Here is a 16,568-nt window from a genome sequence, read left to right as displayed (position 1 = left end):
TAATGGTCCGATAAAGGTATTCTATAAAAAAGGAGGCGGGGATCCACCGGATTCTCGCCTCCTTTTCCATAACGGTACACTGTCCAGGCTTCTGTGTACCTGCTTCACTTAAGCCTAAGGCAAAGCAACACGAACAGTTTTGTTTACAGCTCTTTACGGTCTTCTTGCAAAAAAGTTGAAGAGGGGGATCATACAATGTTAAGGACGCTCGATCACCTTAAAACAGGCACTCCATTGCAGGAGAAGGCCTGTGAAGCGATCATGCAGCTTAAGATTATGGAGGATTTCAGTTCTTTTAATCCACTTTTCTGCAGTACCATTCCAATTGAATTCAGATTGAAAACTCGGACCTTGATATTATTATGGAAGTTTCAGATTTTGCTCAATGGGAAAATCAGGTGAAAGACACCTTTGGTCATTTGGCAGGTTTCCGAATTAAACATTCATCGAACCGAGATACTCCCTTTAGTAAAGCTAATTTTTTTTATTCAGGATTTGAATTTGAACTTTTTGGTCAGGATGTTCCTGTAACCAGGCAAAACGCATATCTTCACATGCTGGTCGAACAGGCACTATTAAATGAAAATCCGGATATGAAAAACGAAATCAGAAAGCTTAAAGCCAACGGTCTGAGGACAGAGGCTGCCTTCTGCAAGGTGTTGGGATTAAGTAAAAAAGACCCTTATACCGAGCTTTTAAACTACGGTAAAAGCCGGGGGTTAATCAGGTAAAACGGTGAGGAGGCTAACGATGAAAGCAATTGTATTAAATGAAACGGGAGATCCGAATCAGCTTGCGTATCAGGAAGTTGAAAAGCCAAAGCCCGCAGAGGGTGAAGTGCTGATCCGGCTTAAGCATGCGTCACTGAACCGAAGAGATGTTTTTATCACTCACGGTCTGTATCCCGGTATAAAACTTCCATCTGTACTTGGAGCAGACGGTTCCGGGGTTGTAGCAGAAACAGGGGATCGTGCAGGTGGAGTGAAGAAAGGTGACGAGGTTCTCATTAACCCGGGACTCAACTGGGGAGATAACCCTCACGTAAACAGTCCGCAATTCAACATTTTAGGGATGCCTTCTAATGGTACCTATGCAGAATTCGTTAAAGTTCCCGTTGAAAACATATACAAAAAACCGGAATATCTTACGTTTCAGGAGGCAGCTGCATTGCCTCTTGCCGCAGTTACGGCCTATCGTGCTGTTGTGACAAGAGGAAACGTGCAAGAGGGGGAAACAGTGCTAATTCCAGGTATCGGCAGCGGCGTTGCCTTGTTTGCCCTGCAGATTGCTAAAGCGAAAGGAGCGAGAGTGTTTATCACCTCCGGCAGCGATGAAAAAATTGAAAAAGCAAAAGACCTTGGAGCTGAAGATGGTGTCAATTACAAAAAAGATGGCTATGTAAAATCGCTGAGAGAAATGATGGGCTCGGCGGATTTATCCATTGACGGCGTAGGGGGAGAATCATTCATGGATTTAATTTCCCTTGCCAGGCCCGGAGGAAGAATTGTAAATTTTGGAGCGACTACAGGACCTGTTCCAAGTTTTCTTCTTCCTAAATTGTTCTTTAAGCACCTCGATTTGAAGGGAACAACAATGGGAAGCCCTCAGGATTTTGAAGAGATGCTGGCATTCTTTTCAAATCACAAAATCCGTCCGGTTCTTGACCGGTCATTTCCTCTGGAAGCGGCCGCAGAAGCACAATTGTACATGGAATCAGGTAAGCACTACGGAAAAATCACATTGGAAATAGACTCAACAATATAACACTAATGGTTTTAAAAGGAGTGTCTATACGAAATCAGCTTTATAAGACGTACCGGTAAGCCGATACCAATACGGGGTGAATGTGTTGAATAGTAAAATCTACAGAAAGCTCGATGCTACTGATCTTGCAGAACTTGTACAAAAAAAAGAAGTGAGTGCTGTTGAGCTGGTCAAAGCTTCTTATGACCGCCTTCTTGAAGTTAATAATATCTTGAATGCTGTTGTGCACACAAGATACGAAAAAGCGTTGGAAGATGCCAAAAAAGTAAACCCGGATCAGGGACCATTTTCAGGCGTTCCTTTATTGGTGAAAAATCTCTCGCAAGCCATAAAAGGTGAACCTCTCACCGGGAGTTCCCGTCTCCTCCAGTCAACAATTGCGAAGTCGGATTCAAACCTCGTAGCAAAACTCAGAAATGGAGGATCTGTCTTTTTAGGATCAACAAATACTCCGGAATTCGGATTGAAAAATATCAGTGAACCGGTCATGTATGGCCCTACGAGAAATCCTGCTGATCACCGTTACTCTGCAGGCGGCTCAAGTGGCGGATCTGCGGCAGCTGTGGCCGGTGGTATCGTTCCCGTAGCCGGTGCAAGTGACGGGGGAGGCTCCATCCGCATTCCTGCTTCTTTTACCGGCCTGGTGGGATTGAAACCTACAAGAGGAAGAACGCCTGTAGGACCTGGCGCAGGAAGGCAGTGGCAGGGGGCGGCCATTGATTTTGTGCTCAGCCGTTCAGTAAGGGACAGTGCAGGGATGCTCGATCTTCTCCAGGTTGTTCAGCCTGAAGCAGCTTTTCAGACACCTTTGTTTCAAGGCAGTTATATTACAGAGTTGAATAAGGGGATCGACAAGAATTGGAGAGTCGGGTTTTCCTTATGTTCACCAGTAGGTACGCCAGTTTCAGAAGATGCGAAGGAAGCGGTGTTAAAAACAATCAGATGGCTTGAAGAGCAGGGTGTTGCTGTTGAAGAACATGCCCCGGATATCGACGGAACTGCCCTGATGGAGCAGTATTATATAATGAATGCAGGTGAAATGGCCGGACTGATTCAAACCTTTGAACAATCTCTCAACCGGAAACTGGCTGCAGAAGATATGGAAATAGAGTCATGGATTTTAGGAGAAGCAGGGAAAAAAGTTTCCGCTGCAGACTTTACAAAAAGTCTGGCCGCGTGGGATACGGCAGCCCTGAAAACGGTAGAATATCACAATAAATTTGATTATTACATCACACCTGCTACCGCTTTTTCAGCACCGGAGATAGGAGAGCTGACACATTCTGCAGAAAGCTGTGGAAGCCTCATTGAAAACGTTCAATCACTGGATTATAAAGGACAGCAGGAACTGATTTATGAGATGTTCCTTCCCAGTTTAACGTACACTCCTTTTACTCAGCTGGCTAACCTCACAGGACAGCCGGCAATCAGCATTCCTGTTCATAAAACCATCCTGGGCATGCCTGTTGGCGTACAAGCAATGGCTATGAAAGGGCGGGAGGATAAATTACTCAGACTTGCGGGAGCATTGGAACAGTCCCCGTTATGGGCTCAGGAACTGAATAAGTAAACTGAACTGCAGAATATTAACCATCAGGAATGAGCGGGGCAGCCCCTGTTAATTCTTGATTGTTTTCACATTTCCCAGACAGATGGCCAGGGTACTTTGTAATGCATATCATTGGATTTGAGCATTCGTTTTGACTAAGGTGATACAGGAGCATATAATCTGATGTACATTCAATCAACTGAGGAGGGTCAGGGGATGGAAAGGAAACAGCTTAAAGATATCCGTTTTTCAGTACTTGATTTAGCACCGATACTTGAAAATGGTACTGTCAGTAACACATTTGAAAATACTATTGACCTTGCCCGGCACTCCGAGGCTCTCGGTTATCACAGATACTGGCTTGCAGAACATCACAATATGCCGGGAATTGCCAGCTCCGCAACATCGGTTCTTATTGGGCATGTAGCAGAAAAAACAACCTCAATCAGAGTCGGCTCAGGAGGAATCATGCTTCCAAACCATGCCCCACTTGTCATTGCAGAGCAGTTTGGAACGCTTGAGCACCTTTATCCGGGACGGATTGATCTTGGACTGGGGCGCGCACCGGGTACTGACTTTCAGACAAGCCGAGCTCTTCAAAGGGATCAAAAAGGGGGAATGGAATTTCCTCAAATGCTGGAGGAGCTGATGTATTACCTGAAGCCGGGGCAAAGGGAAGGTGTACGTGCTATTCCGGGTGAAGGAACAAACATTCCGGTGTGGCTTCTGGGATCAAGTGGTTTCAGTGCCCGCCTGGCAGGTGAGCTTGGACTCCCCTTTGCCTTTGCAAGTCATTTCGCCCCGGACAATACGCTGCCGGCACTTGAATTATACCGAGATACATTTCAGCCTTCTGACGTTCTTGAAAAGCCATATGCGATGGTAGGTGTCAATGTGATTGCATCGGATAACGATGAAAAGGCGATGTTCCTTGCAACTTCCCAGCAACAGCAGTTTCTTGAGCTTATAAGAGGAAAACCAGGTCCATTAAAGCCCCCGGTAGATGATATTAATGCATTCTGCCTTCCTCACGAGAGAGAAGCGATTGAAAGACAACTCGGATCCTCAATTACAGGCAGCCCTGACACTGTCCAGGAAAAGCTGCAGGTGTTTCTTAACGAGACTCAGGCAGACGAGATGATGATACACTCACAAATTTATGATCACAAAGAACGGTTACGTTCATTTGAAATTGTAAAAAACATACACGATTCAGGATGAAAAAAATGAAAAAAGGCACATCATGGGGCTTAATTGAGACCTCATCATGTGCCTGGGTTATTCACTGATACCACCGTGTGTGATGGTTGTATTCACTTCTACATTCACTTTAAGGTCGGGATACGTTTTTGACCATTCCTCAGCGTCCCAGCCTCTTGTTCTCGTCTTTACTTGAAAACCCAGCCCCAGGGGATCCACATCTAAATCCTGAAACTTTTTAATTAAGGCTTCAATCTCCGCTTTTAGCTGCTTTGTTAATTCACCTTCAAATTCATTAATCTTTCTTTCATCCAATCTTTCACCGGAATACTCATTTAAAGCCCCATTAGCTGTTACCTTTGCAGTCAGAACCGGCTTTCCTGACTCATAGTCGAGCTTATACCTCGTTTTGGCATTCAGATTCATAAGCGTGGCGTATTCTTCTTCTTTTAATTTTATCTCAAATGTTCCCATGTTGAATGATTCGATCAATACCTTAAATAAAAAAGATTCTCTCATTGATATTGTCGTTACCATTTTGTCATCTTTAAATATAGCAAGACCTTTCACCTGGAGCTTATCCTCACTCATTCCGAGGTAGGGAAGAAAGGCATCCATCCCGTCCTGGTGATACCGGTAAAGAAAGACATGAATGTTGGTTTTCGGTAAATCTGTATGGTGCGTATTCTGCTCGATTAGTTCTGAAATATAGCGTGAAATTTCAGGCTCAATCGAGAGATGGGACTCAAGTAACGCTTTTGTACTTCCTTCATAAACCATCAGGAGCATTCTCTGACCGACAGAGGGGTCTCTTGAGTAAGTATCAATTAATTCATAGATTCCTTTTTCTGCAAGTTCCTTATTGTAAACGACTGAAGATAATTTACTATTTTCAAGTGTTTTAGGCGATTTGCTATCCATTTTGGCCCGTACATCCTTGGCGGTGGTGCCGGTGGCGGTGATGGTTTCACCTTGAATGTTTGTTGATGTATCCTGATCTGTGCCGATATATTTTGGTATACTCACTGTCACCTGGGTTACATCTTCATCAATATAATCAAACCCCGAGGTATGAATCAGCTGCAGTTCATCAATGACTTCTGTCGGGACACAGCCCGAAAGTAACAATGCATAAATAATGAAACTACCCACTTTTTGAAACGTCATGTTGAGCCCCTTTCAACCGGATTTTCTGTGCAACCCACAAAAAAGGAATGTAAACATAGGTGAAGTAAAAGCCGATTTCCGAAACGACCGTATTCAACTGGTCGATTCCCTGTCGCGTCTCGAATACAATACTGGCACAGAAAAGGATCATGAGAAGTAAAATGAGTGTCTGATGCTGATTAATTGAAAACAACAGCTTATACCCGCGGCTTGTAGCCCACAGTCCGAGACATATATTCGGCAGAACCACAAGACCCCATATAGGTATAGCGAGGTATTCAAAGCGCTCAAGAAAGGGAAGCTCGATAATCTGCCACATTGTCAGAAGAGGCCAGATTGTCAGACTCAGCTGTTTAGGGCTGAAATAGATAAAAGCTGCAAAAGAGACAAGAAGGTACATGAAAATAGTCAAAAAATTACCGGCGAGAGCCCATTTAAGGCTTGTTTCCGGCTTCTTTATAAATGGATAATAAATAAAAAGCATTTTAATTCCCAGATAACTCAGGACCATGGTCTTGATTCCCGGCAGGTAATCTTTTAATGACGCATCAAACAGAGGGAGAAGATTACGTATTTCCATAAATTCTAGGGGACCGATCAGACTGAAATAAGTAATGAGTGACAGGATGACCCCGAAAAAACAAACCCCTGTTACCACTCTGAACCCTTTTGCAATGCAGTAGTAGGCAAGGATGCAGTAAACTGCTGTAATAGACCAAGTACTGAGATTTGGAAAAATCCACACCTGTATCACTTCTGTAAACGTCCGCAGTACGACGAGAGTAACACTGAGCAAATAAGTAAGAAGCAAAAAAGTGAACAGGCCACCGATCCATTTTCCGAAGACCTGTTTATTAATAGACACAACATCCCCGTTCCCACGCTTTAGAATGTCATAAATAACCCAGATCATCGCAGAGGTAATCAGTCCTGAGATTATGACAGCAATCCACCCATCGTATTCCATGTCTTTTGCTATATACCGGGGAAAGCCAAGCACACCAACACCTACCTGCATGGCATTGATCAGGAACATAACTAAAAAAGGAGAGATGAGGTTCCGTTCGGGAATCTTTGTTTGCATGTGAACTGATCTCTCCTTTCCTGTTTATTCATCGATGTCGTGTTTTCTTTTCGCATTTTTTTCATTAAACCGCTTCGTTTTTCCCGGTCTCATCTGCGTAGGACGTTCAGATTGTAAACTGAAAGGGAGCCTGATTACCGAGTCTTTAAAATCTGCAAGCCGCGGCGGAAAAATCGGTTCCAAGTAAGGTCTGCCAAGGGATGTAAGGCCAAGAAGGTGAACGATTAAAAAACCGATGCCGATAAAAACCCCGATCAGGCCCCACAGCTGGGCCAGGAAAAGAAAAGGGAAGCGAAGAAGACGGATGGTATTACCAATCCTGTAAATGGGCGTTGTAAAGGAGGCGAGAGCAGCCAGTGCGACGATGATCAACAGAATATTACTCGTAAGCCCTGCTTCAACTGCCGCGGTACCAATGACAATTCCTCCAACGATACCAATGGTTTGTCCGACTTTTGTAGGGAGCCTTGCACCGGCCTCGCGTAAAAGCTCAATCGTCAACTCCAGAAAAACAGCTTCTATAATAGGGGGAAAAGGAATCGCTTCTCTTGATTGAATTAACGTCGCCAGCAGATCTCTGGGTATTAACTGTGAGTGATAGGTAAGAACAGCAACATATATGGCTGTGGCAAAGATAGAAAACGCCACAGCAAAAAGTCTGATTATCCGGATGATGGATGACACGTGCCACCTTGAAAAATAGTCATCAAACGCTGAGAAAAACTCAATAAAGGTTGTCGGCCCTGTGATAGCAGTAGGTGATCCATGAACGAGTACAGCCACTTTCCCTTCTGACAATACAGCAGCCACCCGGTCGGGCCGTTCTGTATCGATGAGCTGGGGAAAGGGAGAAAGGGTGCTGTCTTCAATCATCTGGTTTAAGTAGGAGCTGTCATCGATATGATCAAAATCAACATCCTCAATCCGCTGCCTCATCGTGTTCACATTTTCTTCGTCTGCAATGCCATCAAGATACAGAAGAGCAACTTTAGTTTTAGTAAGGGTTCCGACTTCCAGTTCAATCATGCGGAACTGTCTGATCGGCAGACGGTTTCGAATAAGCTGAATGTTCGTTTTTAAATCTTCAATGAATGCCTGCTTAGGGCCGATTACACTGAATTCCACTTCGGGAACAGTAATGTCTCTTAAATTTCCATTTTCAAGGGGAACAAGTAAACACTCCTGTAAAGAAGATGGAGTAAGAATAAGAACAAACCCTGTGAGCAGCTTCGTCTCAATTATTTCAAGATCAGAAGTGGCCTGGATCTGATCAAATGGAAGTGACAGATTGATATCATACAGGGATGGAGATTCAGCTTTTTTTAAATTCGGCAGAAAGTCTTTTTTCATAAGAGACAGGTCTACCAGGGTTTTGAAATAGTACAAGTGTACTTTCGAATTATTAATCTGAATGACTTCACTGGTAAAGTCAGCCGACTCCCCAAGCTCGGATAATAAGGAAGGGAGATCGGTGACTTTATTATTCTGATCCTCCGGTTTCTGTACCATAGATCCACCCCTCCAAAAATTCATCACACACTACGGGTATTATGACTGAAATAAGCAGAGAATATTCTTAGAAACCCAATGTTCAGGGCATGATAACGACAACAAGAAAGGATGGATAACAGGTGAAAAAAACGTATTACATTAACTTAAATCCTGCGAGCATGGACTTTATCAGTGAAATAAAAGTACCCGAATCGGGGTATCAGTATGAAATAGAGGCTTCAGAGGAGGAAATAGAGGAACTTCAGGACCTCCTTACGGTTACACAGGCACATGATTCCGATGAAAGAAATCTGCTCACTTTTCGCCACTTTGATGATGATTTTGCTGACCATGACAGAAGAGAATATCAGGAAGGACTTTCCGAGGTGTTTCAAGCTATTTATGACCTGGGAACACCGGAAACGAAGCAGGCCATTGAGGAAATTCACTTAAATGAATAACCGTGTCGAAAGAAGAAGGAAAAGAGGAGGCTGTGTTCTAAAGTGAACAAGCCTCCTCTTGTTTCATCATAAAAGTATATTTAAAAAGTAAAAAACCTGAATTAAAAGGAGGATACTGGAGTATCCCGGCGTTTCCCGTCGAGTGGTGTAGAAGCTTACAACCCTTGTCACATAAGGGTTACAGGAGTATTTCAGTTTCATTAAACTCGTTCTAATATGATTCTATTCGTCCAACTTTTGTTATATTGTGGTCTTATACTTACGAAGGAGGGCGAACAGTAATGGAATTTACCTTATTAACGGGGAAAAGGGTTGCAATGATGGTTTTGGCATTTGCATCATTTTTCTTAATCAGTATCGGTGAAACTCAAGCAGAATCGCTTTTAGGAGATAAGCTTCTGCACGAAGGTAAAAGTCATGAACAGGTCAGTATGCTTCAGGAGTTGTTGAGTGAAAGAGGATACATAGAGAGTGAGGTACAGGAAGGTACGTATGATCAGGCTACACGTAACGCTGTTATGTCTTTTCAAAAAGAGCACAGCCTCTTAACCGATGGTGTGGCAGGCCCTCAGACTTTAGGCGCACTTCAGGTCCTGAGACAAGGTGATGAGGGACAGGTTGTACTCGCACTTCAGGAAGACCTTGCTGCACTTGGAATTTATACAGGAAAATTGGACGGGGAATTTGGTCCCGTTACACACCGCTCCGTTAAAACTCTTCAACAGGAAAACGGAATTCTTGTTGATGGTCTCGCTGGTCCTCAGACTTACGGAAAACTCCACAAGGCGTTAAACAATCCGGGTACGGTTGTTTCACCTTCATCATCCTCATCTTCAAATGAGGCCTCTTCATCATTAAATTCGTCAGACTCTGGCACATCCTCTTCTGCCAATAGCGGCTCAGCTTCAAATTCAGAAGGCTCCACATCTTCTTCATCAGAGAGCAGCAGCTCAGAATCATCAGGGCAGGCGAACGCTGAAACAAGTGATGCATCTTCTTCCGGTACAGACCGATCAGGCAATACATCTGCCAGCCAGGGACAAACTATGACGGTAGAAGCGACTGCGTACACCGCTTACTGTAATGGATGCTCAGGTATTACGGCAACAGGACTTGACCTTCGTTCGAAACCGGATAAAAAGGTAATTGCTGTTGATCCATCCGTCATTCCCCTTGGCAGCACTGTCCATGTTGAAGGATATGGAACGTTTATTGCAGGAGATACAGGCGGTGCCATCCGCGGGAACAAAATTGATATCTTTATGCCAAGCAGGGAAGATGCCATTCAATTTGGACGCAGAACAGTAACAATCACGGTTCAGAATTAATCGTTTGATTTGATTAAACAACTGGTAAGGGCGGAAAAAAGTATAATACCTTCTAATCCGCCCTCATTTTACTGTAAATGGTTATCAGATAATCCCTGCCTTAAGGGCAAGATACAAAATGGTTGTCAGGAAAAAGGCCAGTACTAGAGCAAACACCGCATTCTGCCTCACGACGGTTATCGGACGCTGATCCATTAACCTGGAAGCCATCAGGACCTGCCCGGAAAAGGGTGACATTTGGGTTGAGGTCGTCCATGCAATCAGTAAAAGCATCGCCATAAATTCCGGGGAAACACCAAATCCGGAAGGTGTGAGAGAACTTCCTATACCTATAATAATAATGACCGGATGAATGCCAATCTGGGCAAGCAGAATGGTAAGCCCCACAATAAACAGGCTTAGCAGGTAAACAGAACCCATAGAAGCATCAAAAAGTATTTCAGAAACGTAGCCTCCGAAACTGGTCTGAGAGAGAGCCATACCGAAAAAACCGGCGCTGATAAAAACAGCAAGTTCATTTTTCAGCCTCAAAAATGTATGCTGCACCTGCTCGGATACGTCCTGCATGTAGGATTTCACCAGATTGTTGATCACAGCCCATAAAAATGGAAGCAAGAGAGCCACAAGGGATACAACAGTGAGCATGTTTACATGAAGAAGGTAGTCAAGCAAAAAAGACAGCGTGATTAATACAGCACAAAATATATAAAAAGGGGTTAACGAGCGGTTTTGTGACGTTACAGGGTTGCGGTCATTCTGTTGAACCAATGTTTCGTCCTTAAATGAAATGAACCTGAAAAAAATCCAGGAGACGATCAGGTACACAACAGCAAGAACGACAGCATATCCTCCGATATCAAACCAGGAAAGCTGGAATAATACGAGAACCAGTCCTACGTTAACAAAGTATGGGGACCACATCATACAAAAACCGAAAGCCCGCATAACATTCAGGGTCAGTTTCTTATCCTTGTATGCAGAAAAACTCTCTTCTGCAATCCGTTTTACGATGGCCATAGACCCGTAGTTTAATAATATACCAATGGAAGCGGTCAGAAAATAACTAAGCCGATAAGGGTGCTGAGATCCTTTATGTTCCCGTTCCTGTACTTTTTCCTTTAGGGCACTCAGGTAACCCGCAGTACTCATAAACGTTCCGATGAGTGGGATAAGTAAAAAAAGACTGAGCAGGTTCAGATTTTCCCCAAAGCCCAGAACAGCAGTCTGAACAGATAACTGTTCTGCATAAACGCAGTAACTCCCTACAGAAATAAGACTAAGTACAACGATACGACTGATCGTGGAAATGTAGAAAAAAGCACAGATAAGGAGAAAGGCTCCGATTAAACTAAATGTGATTGAAATCCAAAAGCTTGGAATAAAATGTTCAATTAAGTATAAGATCGCGGCAAGGTAGGCAAGTACACCCAGCCACCCCATTAGAGATTTTGAGGAGAACGTTGGTTTCATCTCCTTTACTATGATTTAAAGTAACTTAAAGCAACCCGCTCGTGCTTAAATGTCCGGACCTCACTGGTAACATACACCGGCAGCATATGCTCAAGTACAAGCAAGATGAAATTCATGAAGCCATAGGGTTAAAAGCAGTCCGGCCGGGTAACAGAAAAAGGATGCATCAAGGCAGACAGGCCCTTGCACACATCCTTTACACGTTATGAACCAAAGTAGTCTTTTTCAAGCCGCTTCAGGTTTTCAAGAGCTTTCTGACTCCATTCCGTCGACTCATCCTCCAGGTGGCTCATTTCTTCGTGTAATGCTTTTTTTAATGAATCTCTGTAGGGGGGAACCTCTCCTTCATACGGTTTTACATAGGCTTTAGGAACGTTGGTTTTTTCCCTTTCCCCCAGTGCACGGCGCTCATGAAACAAGGGCACGTTGACCTGGTTCGGGTTATGAAGGTCACCTTGTTTAGGGTGCTTTAATACTGCTTTAATTTTCAATACATAACGGTCCTGTTTAATTTCCGTAATTTCACCAATATACTTACCGGTTTTATATAAGCCTGTAACGGTTTCTCCTACCTGGTAGGTTTCATTCATCTTAATCCCTCCCGTTCCCTGATAATAACACAAGTTTGAAAAAAGAAGGCAAATAATCTGACAGCTTCATAGCGCCACAGTTGAAATTCCTGCTATACTCCTACGAAAGAAATCCTAAAATATGGAGGGAAATGAACTGTGGAACAGGTAACTTATGATTTTAGCATGGGGAGTGGACTTTCTGTTCAGAAGATCCTTAACCTTATCCAGGTAACCAGCTTGTTTGACAGTGATGTGTATATAATAAAAAATGAAAAAGCGTACAATCTCAAAAGTGTCCTCGGTGTTATGAACCTGTTTTTCACAACAAACCGAAATCAGACTTTTACAGTGAGCATTAAAGGTGAAGATGCAGAATATGCATTAAAAGAAATTACAAGGTTTATTCACTATCATCAATAACATTGTCCTATCCTCATGCATTTTGGCATGGGGATTTATTTTTGTTATCGAAATATCCTCAATTTTCCTATACAATTAGGAGAAGACTTATTATTTGTACAATTTCACAATGGAGGGATCGAATGCTTGCTCAATCAGTCATAGAAAACATAATCGACGCTGCACTAAGTACAGGTGGTGATTTTGCAGAAGTCTTTGCAGAAGACAAGGTGAACTCGAGTATAGTTCTGATAGGAGGAAAGGTAGAGAGAAGTATTTCAGGTAAGGATTTCGGCATTGGAGTACGTATTTTTAAAGGAACGAACAGTGTGTACGCCTACACAAATGACCATACAGAAGACCGCCTGATTGCAATGGCAAAAAAGGCCGGTCAGGCTTTATCCGGGGAAGGCAGAACCGAAGCTGTAAAGCTGCAAACTGAAAAAGTGAATACGATTCATCCGGTCACATTCGCCCCCTTGGACGTTGCCAAATCAAAAAAAGTGGCAGTAATGAGAGATATTTACCAGGTGGCTAAAAACTACGACCAGCTGATATCACAAGTAACGATCGGTTATAACGATGTTGACCAGAACGTACTTATTGCCAACTCTGAAGGGCGGTTAGTAGAGGACCGCCGCATCCGCACACGGCTGTCAGCCCAGACCGTAGCCTCAAACGGGGAGGAAATGCAGACAGGTTCCTATTCTCCCGGAGCCCATAAAGGGTTCGAGCTGATGGAGGATCTTGATCTGTCCTACTACGGATCAGAAGCTGCACGAATTGCCGTTACGATGCTGAAAGCAGACGAATGCCCGAGCGGCCAGTTCCCAGTTATTATTGACAATGACTTCGGAGGGGTTATTTTTCATGAAGCATGCGGGCACGGACTCGAGGCCACCTCGGTAGCTAAGGGCAATTCCGTTTTTGCAGGACGTCTCGGAGAAAGAGTTGCACCTGACATCGTCACGTATATCGATGACGGGACTCTGCCAAATGAGTGGGGTTCACAGAACATTGACGATGAAGGAGAAAAAACCCGCAAAAACGTATTGATTGAAAACGGGATTTTAAAAGGATACTTGATTGATAAACTCGGCGGCAGGAGAATGGGAATGCCCTCAACAGGCTCCAGCAGGAGGGAATCGTATAAATTTGCCCCTACGTCGCGAATGACAAACACGTTTATTGCACCTGGAAAATCCACACCGGAGGAAATCATCGCGAACACAGAATTCGGTATTTACGCAAAATACATGGGAGGCGGTTCAGTCAATCCGGCTACTGCAGACTACAACTTTGCAGTGAACGAAGGATATATCGTCAGAAACGGAAAGATTGCCGAACCTGTCCGGGGTGCGACACTCATCGGTAATGGAGCTAAAACGCTTCAAAAGGTGGATATGGTCGGGAACAATCTTGGTCACGGTCAGGGGATGTGCGGGTCTGTGAGCGGTTCAATTCCCGCTAATGTCGGCCAGCCGATGATTCGTGTAAGTGAAATTACTGTTGGCGGAAGGAGGCAGGCATAATGGAAATGACTGCATTTAAGGAGAGACTGTTTAAGGCAGGCTCAAAAGCAGGCTTTGAAGAAATGGAGCTTTACTACGTAAATGGAGAAAAGTTCAGTACGAAAGTTTACGAGAATGAAGTGGACAGCTACACAGTTGCGAATGACGGTGGTTTATCCTTCCGGGGGCTTATAGACGGGCAGATGGGTTATGCCTATACAGAAAAAATTGATGAGACATCTATAGATCTACTTGTACAGGAAGCAAAAGAAAACCTTGGCATTCTTGATACGGAGGACAGAGAAGACCTCTTTGAAGGATCTTCTTCCTATCCGCAACTTGACTTGTACGCAGAAAAACTTGAACAGATTACACCACAGGAGAAGATTGCTTTTTTAAAAGAGCTTGAGAAGGCTTGTAAGGATCAAAGTGAAAAAGTATCAAGTGTCAATTACTGTATGCTTCAATCCTTTGCTTCAGAAAAAAGAATCGCAAACTCAAAAGGGCTTGACGTACAAAATAAAGGAAACGCCGTATATGTGTTTGTTTCGGTTGTAGTAAAAGAAAAAGAGGATATTAAAAGTGCCCAGACTCTGAAGGTGTCCCGTGATTTTTCGAAGTTTGATGCCGGGAAAATTGCAGAGGAAGTGGTTGCCGAGGCACTGAGCTATCTGGGGGCTGAACCGGTTAAGAGCGGACAGTACCCGGTAATCTTTAAAAACAAAGCAGCAGCCTCTCTCTTTCAGACATTCGTTGGTTCCTTTTCAGCTGAAAATGTTCAAAAAGGGAAGTCACGTCTCGCCGGGAAGCTCGGAGAAAAAGTAGCGGGGGAAAACATCACGGTCATCGACAATCCCCATGATGAGAAGCGGTTCTCAAGCCGCTCTTTCGACAGTGAAGGGGTTCCCACGAAGCCATTGAATGTGATTGAAAACGGCGTACTGCAAACATTTCTTCATAACAGGAAAACAGCAAAGAAAGACGGAGTGTCACCGACGGGGCATGCTTCCAAAGCTTCGTATAAAGGAACAATCGGGATTTCTCCTTCGAACATGACCATTAAGGCCGGTAAGAAGAGCTACGATGATTTGATATCAGAAAGTCAGGAAGCGGTGGTCATTACGGATCTTCAGGGGCTGCACTCAGGAGCAAATCCGATTTCAGGGGATTTCTCCCTTGCTGCTCACGGATACCTTGTAAAAGCCGGGAAGATTGTACGGCCGGTAAATCAGATTACTGTAGCAGGAAACTTTTTTACCCTTCTGCAGCAGATGGAGGAGGTAGGAAGCGACCTGGAAATCGAACTGCCCAGCGGTGGATCGATCGGATCCCCAAGCTTAAAAGTGGCAAACCTGAGCATCGGAGGAAAATAAAAAAACAGTCGCAAGAGGGATTTCCCCCTTTTTGCGACTGTTTTTTCGAAATTAAACTTCAATAAGTTCATGAGAAAGTTCCTGTTCGAGGAAACCGGCAGTACCTATGTTACTCTCTAGATCCACGATATAAATGGTTTTCCCTTTTTGAATCCAGGAAGTATAGGTGTCAAAAAACGGGTGTGTTTCAGTAAAATAGCGCTGAAGCTCCTCCGGTGTTTTGCAGGCTTCTTTTACAGTCCCCTTACCCACATACTCACTTCTGCCATGCTTATTTACATAAACGGTATCTCCTGATTTAAACATGTTATCACCCCAGGTTGTAATCGCTGTCTTTACTATAGCATAGGATTGTTTCCTTCTACAAAGCAGGATTTATCTTACATAAAAACGGCTAAGATAACGAAAGTCCGGTCTTACAATAAAGTTATTCAAAAACGCAGAACGCCTGGCAAAGGGCATTCGCTTTGAGTTTAAAAAGTCCAGAATTTCGCGGGCGGGTACGATCCCGATCCCGTGACCAAAGTACAGATCTCCATTCATTAGAATAGCATTTTCACCCCGCCATTCAGGGGTGGCTCTGTTGTAGTCAGGGCTGTCAAAATAGACACAGTCCCCGGGAATGTAGTCCGTACTTACATGACCTGCAAGGCCTAGGTCCCGGTCAGCTTCCCATGAAAAGAGATAGATGTGAGGGAACAGTCGGTTAAACATTGCCGGTCCCAGGGCATCAAGGACTGCCTTATAGTAAACGATGATGATTGCGACAGCACATTCGAAGGCGTATAAAGGGCCATTTGTAAAGATATCGTTGATGGCTGCATGAGGTGGAATTCCCGGCCGAAGGTAAAATCCTCCCCTGCGGGTCCGGTACCATACATATTCGTTACAGTAAGAAGTTGTAAAAGTAGCAAAGGATGCACCACTGTAGTTTAAGCCTTCAGAAGCCCGCAAAATGTGCACCCTTAAGTAAAGCTCAAAATAGAGCTCGTGTAGGGAATTGTAGTCATAAATATCACGATAACCAGCCATCAGCCTTAAAATCCGCTGCTGTTCTGGAATTAATTCAGCCATATTCACTGTAGAAAGATCCAGTTCGCGTGAGTTTATCCTGATCATCATATCCGCTCCTTTGATGTATTGACTCTACGAAGCGAGCAAAGGACATTTGAGTTCTTTAAAGGATATGATTGGAACGA

16 protein-coding genes are annotated in these 16,568 nt (G+C 43.9%); 9 read left to right on the top strand and 7 right to left on the bottom strand.

The genetic code is table 11. The features are described 5' to 3' along the window. Positions 1 to 362 precede the first annotated feature (362 nt). The 4 genes from JSY36_RS01470 (at position 363) to JSY36_RS01455 (ending at position 4,534) form a co-directional block, all read left to right on the top strand. The gene (locus tag JSY36_RS01470) at positions 363 to 731 is read left to right on the top strand and encodes a DUF4269 domain-containing protein (RefSeq protein ID WP_205164957.1); all 369 of its coding nucleotides are present in this window, start codon (positions 363 to 365) and stop codon (positions 729 to 731) included. A 19-nt stretch (positions 732 to 750) separates the two neighbouring features. Next, positions 751 to 1,764 (top strand): quinone oxidoreductase family protein, encoded by a 1,014-nt coding sequence (locus JSY36_RS01465; protein ID WP_205164956.1) that lies wholly within the window; start codon positions 751 to 753, stop codon positions 1,762 to 1,764. An 85-nt stretch (positions 1,765 to 1,849) separates the two neighbouring features. Then, on the top strand, positions 1,850 to 3,334 hold the full coding sequence (locus JSY36_RS01460; protein WP_205164955.1) for an amidase family protein: 1,485 nt from the start codon (positions 1,850 to 1,852) through the stop codon (positions 3,332 to 3,334). Between the two features lie 195 nt (positions 3,335 to 3,529). Continuing rightward, positions 3,530 to 4,534 (top strand): LLM class flavin-dependent oxidoreductase, encoded by a 1,005-nt coding sequence (locus JSY36_RS01455; RefSeq protein WP_205164954.1) that lies wholly within the window; start codon positions 3,530 to 3,532, stop codon positions 4,532 to 4,534. 57 nt (positions 4,535 to 4,591) lie between these two features. On the opposite strand, the gene JSY36_RS01450 is transcribed toward JSY36_RS01455, so the two are convergent. The 3 genes from JSY36_RS01450 to JSY36_RS01440 are packed head-to-tail and all read right to left on the bottom strand — an operon-like array spanning position 4,592 to position 8,273. Next, entirely contained in the window at positions 4,592 to 5,680 is a 1,089-nt protein-coding gene (locus JSY36_RS01450; RefSeq protein ID WP_205164953.1) for a Ger(x)C family spore germination protein, read from the bottom strand. Further along, positions 5,658 to 6,764 (bottom strand): GerAB/ArcD/ProY family transporter, encoded by a 1,107-nt coding sequence (locus tag JSY36_RS01445; RefSeq protein WP_205164952.1) that lies wholly within the window; start codon positions 6,762 to 6,764, stop codon positions 5,658 to 5,660. The genes JSY36_RS01450 and JSY36_RS01445 overlap by 23 nt, the downstream gene beginning before the upstream one ends. 24 nt (positions 6,765 to 6,788) lie before the next feature. Further along, a complete protein-coding gene (locus JSY36_RS01440; protein ID WP_236784373.1) occupies positions 6,789 to 8,273 on the bottom strand; it encodes a spore germination protein in 1,485 nt (494 codons plus the stop codon). Positions 8,274 to 8,395: 122 nt separating this feature from the next. On the opposite strand from JSY36_RS01440, the gene JSY36_RS01435 reads away from it, so the two are divergent. Continuing rightward, a complete protein-coding gene (locus JSY36_RS01435) occupies positions 8,396 to 8,716 on the top strand; it encodes a hypothetical protein (RefSeq protein ID WP_336511419.1) in 321 nt (106 codons plus the stop codon). Between the two features lie 281 nt (positions 8,717 to 8,997). Continuing rightward, on the top strand, positions 8,998 to 10,044 hold the full coding sequence (locus JSY36_RS01430) for a peptidoglycan-binding protein (RefSeq protein ID WP_205164950.1): 1,047 nt from the start codon (positions 8,998 to 9,000) through the stop codon (positions 10,042 to 10,044). A gap of 84 nt (positions 10,045 to 10,128) precedes the next feature. On the opposite strand, the gene JSY36_RS01425 is transcribed toward JSY36_RS01430, so the two are convergent. Together JSY36_RS01425 and kapB are read right to left on the bottom strand one after the other, a co-directional pair. Next, positions 10,129 to 11,514, bottom strand: coding sequence for a hypothetical protein (locus JSY36_RS01425; RefSeq protein WP_236784371.1), 1,386 nt, complete (start codon positions 11,512 to 11,514; stop codon positions 10,129 to 10,131). Between the two features lie 203 nt (positions 11,515 to 11,717). Further along, positions 11,718 to 12,104 carry a kinase-associated lipoprotein KapB gene (gene kapB, locus JSY36_RS01420; RefSeq protein ID WP_205164949.1) on the bottom strand — a complete coding sequence of 129 codons (387 nt, stop codon included), beginning with the start codon at positions 12,102 to 12,104 and terminating at the stop codon, positions 11,718 to 11,720. A gap of 138 nt (positions 12,105 to 12,242) precedes the next feature. Between kapB and JSY36_RS01415 the strand changes: the two genes are divergently transcribed. The 3 genes from JSY36_RS01415 (at position 12,243) to JSY36_RS01405 (ending at position 15,369) form a co-directional block, all read left to right on the top strand. Continuing rightward, complete coding sequence (locus tag JSY36_RS01415) at positions 12,243 to 12,506, top strand: HPr family phosphocarrier protein (RefSeq protein WP_205164948.1); 264 nt, start codon at positions 12,243 to 12,245, stop codon at positions 12,504 to 12,506. A gap of 122 nt (positions 12,507 to 12,628) precedes the next feature. Next, a complete protein-coding gene (locus JSY36_RS01410; protein WP_205164947.1) occupies positions 12,629 to 14,017 on the top strand; it encodes a TldD/PmbA family protein in 1,389 nt (462 codons plus the stop codon). Further along, the gene (locus tag JSY36_RS01405; protein ID WP_205164946.1) at positions 14,017 to 15,369 is read left to right on the top strand and encodes a TldD/PmbA family protein; all 1,353 of its coding nucleotides are present in this window, start codon (positions 14,017 to 14,019) and stop codon (positions 15,367 to 15,369) included. The genes JSY36_RS01410 and JSY36_RS01405 overlap by 1 nt, the downstream gene beginning before the upstream one ends. 51 nt (positions 15,370 to 15,420) lie before the next feature. Here JSY36_RS01405 and JSY36_RS01400 read toward each other — a convergent pair whose 3' ends face one another. Both JSY36_RS01400 and JSY36_RS01395 read right to left on the bottom strand, forming a co-directional pair. Beyond that, entirely contained in the window at positions 15,421 to 15,675 is a 255-nt protein-coding gene (locus JSY36_RS01400) for a hypothetical protein (RefSeq protein WP_205164945.1), read from the bottom strand. A 69-nt stretch (positions 15,676 to 15,744) separates the two neighbouring features. Continuing rightward, entirely contained in the window at positions 15,745 to 16,491 is a 747-nt protein-coding gene (locus JSY36_RS01395) for a protein-glutamine gamma-glutamyltransferase (protein WP_205164944.1), read from the bottom strand. Positions 16,492 to 16,568: the final 77 nt, after the last annotated feature.

The sequence above is a fragment of the Alteribacter salitolerans genome (assembly GCF_016901055.1).
Taxonomy (GTDB): domain Bacteria; phylum Bacillota; class Bacilli; order Bacillales; family Salisediminibacteriaceae; genus Alteribacter; species Alteribacter keqinensis.
Note: the sequence above shows the minus strand (reverse complement) of the source record. Positions and strands in the feature narration are given on the sequence as shown.

Coding starts and splice junctions, on each gene's coding strand:
- JSY36_RS01470 (WP_205164957.1), top strand. CDS start 363: ATGGAAGTTTCAGATTTTGCTCAATGGGAAAATCAGGTGAAAGACACC.
- JSY36_RS01465 (WP_205164956.1), top strand. CDS start 751: ATGAAAGCAATTGTATTAAATGAAACGGGAGATCCGAATCAGCTTGCG.
- JSY36_RS01455 (WP_205164954.1), top strand. CDS start 3,530: ATGGAAAGGAAACAGCTTAAAGATATCCGTTTTTCAGTACTTGATTTA.
- JSY36_RS01450 (WP_205164953.1), bottom strand. CDS start 5,680: ATGACGTTTCAAAAAGTGGGTAGTTTCATTATTTATGCATTGTTACTT.
- JSY36_RS01445 (WP_205164952.1), bottom strand. CDS start 6,764: ATGCAAACAAAGATTCCCGAACGGAACCTCATCTCTCCTTTTTTAGTT.
- JSY36_RS01440 (WP_236784373.1), bottom strand. CDS start 8,273: ATGGTACAGAAACCGGAGGATCAGAATAATAAAGTCACCGATCTCCCT.
- JSY36_RS01430 (WP_205164950.1), top strand. CDS start 8,998: ATGGAATTTACCTTATTAACGGGGAAAAGGGTTGCAATGATGGTTTTG.
- JSY36_RS01425 (WP_236784371.1), bottom strand. CDS start 11,514: ATGAAACCAACGTTCTCCTCAAAATCTCTAATGGGGTGGCTGGGTGTA.
- kapB (WP_205164949.1), bottom strand. CDS start 12,104: ATGAATGAAACCTACCAGGTAGGAGAAACCGTTACAGGCTTATATAAA.
- JSY36_RS01410 (WP_205164947.1), top strand. CDS start 12,629: ATGCTTGCTCAATCAGTCATAGAAAACATAATCGACGCTGCACTAAGT.
- JSY36_RS01405 (WP_205164946.1), top strand. CDS start 14,017: ATGGAAATGACTGCATTTAAGGAGAGACTGTTTAAGGCAGGCTCAAAA.
- JSY36_RS01400 (WP_205164945.1), bottom strand. CDS start 15,675: ATGTTTAAATCAGGAGATACCGTTTATGTAAATAAGCATGGCAGAAGT.
- JSY36_RS01395 (WP_205164944.1), bottom strand. CDS start 16,491: ATGATGATCAGGATAAACTCACGCGAACTGGATCTTTCTACAGTGAAT.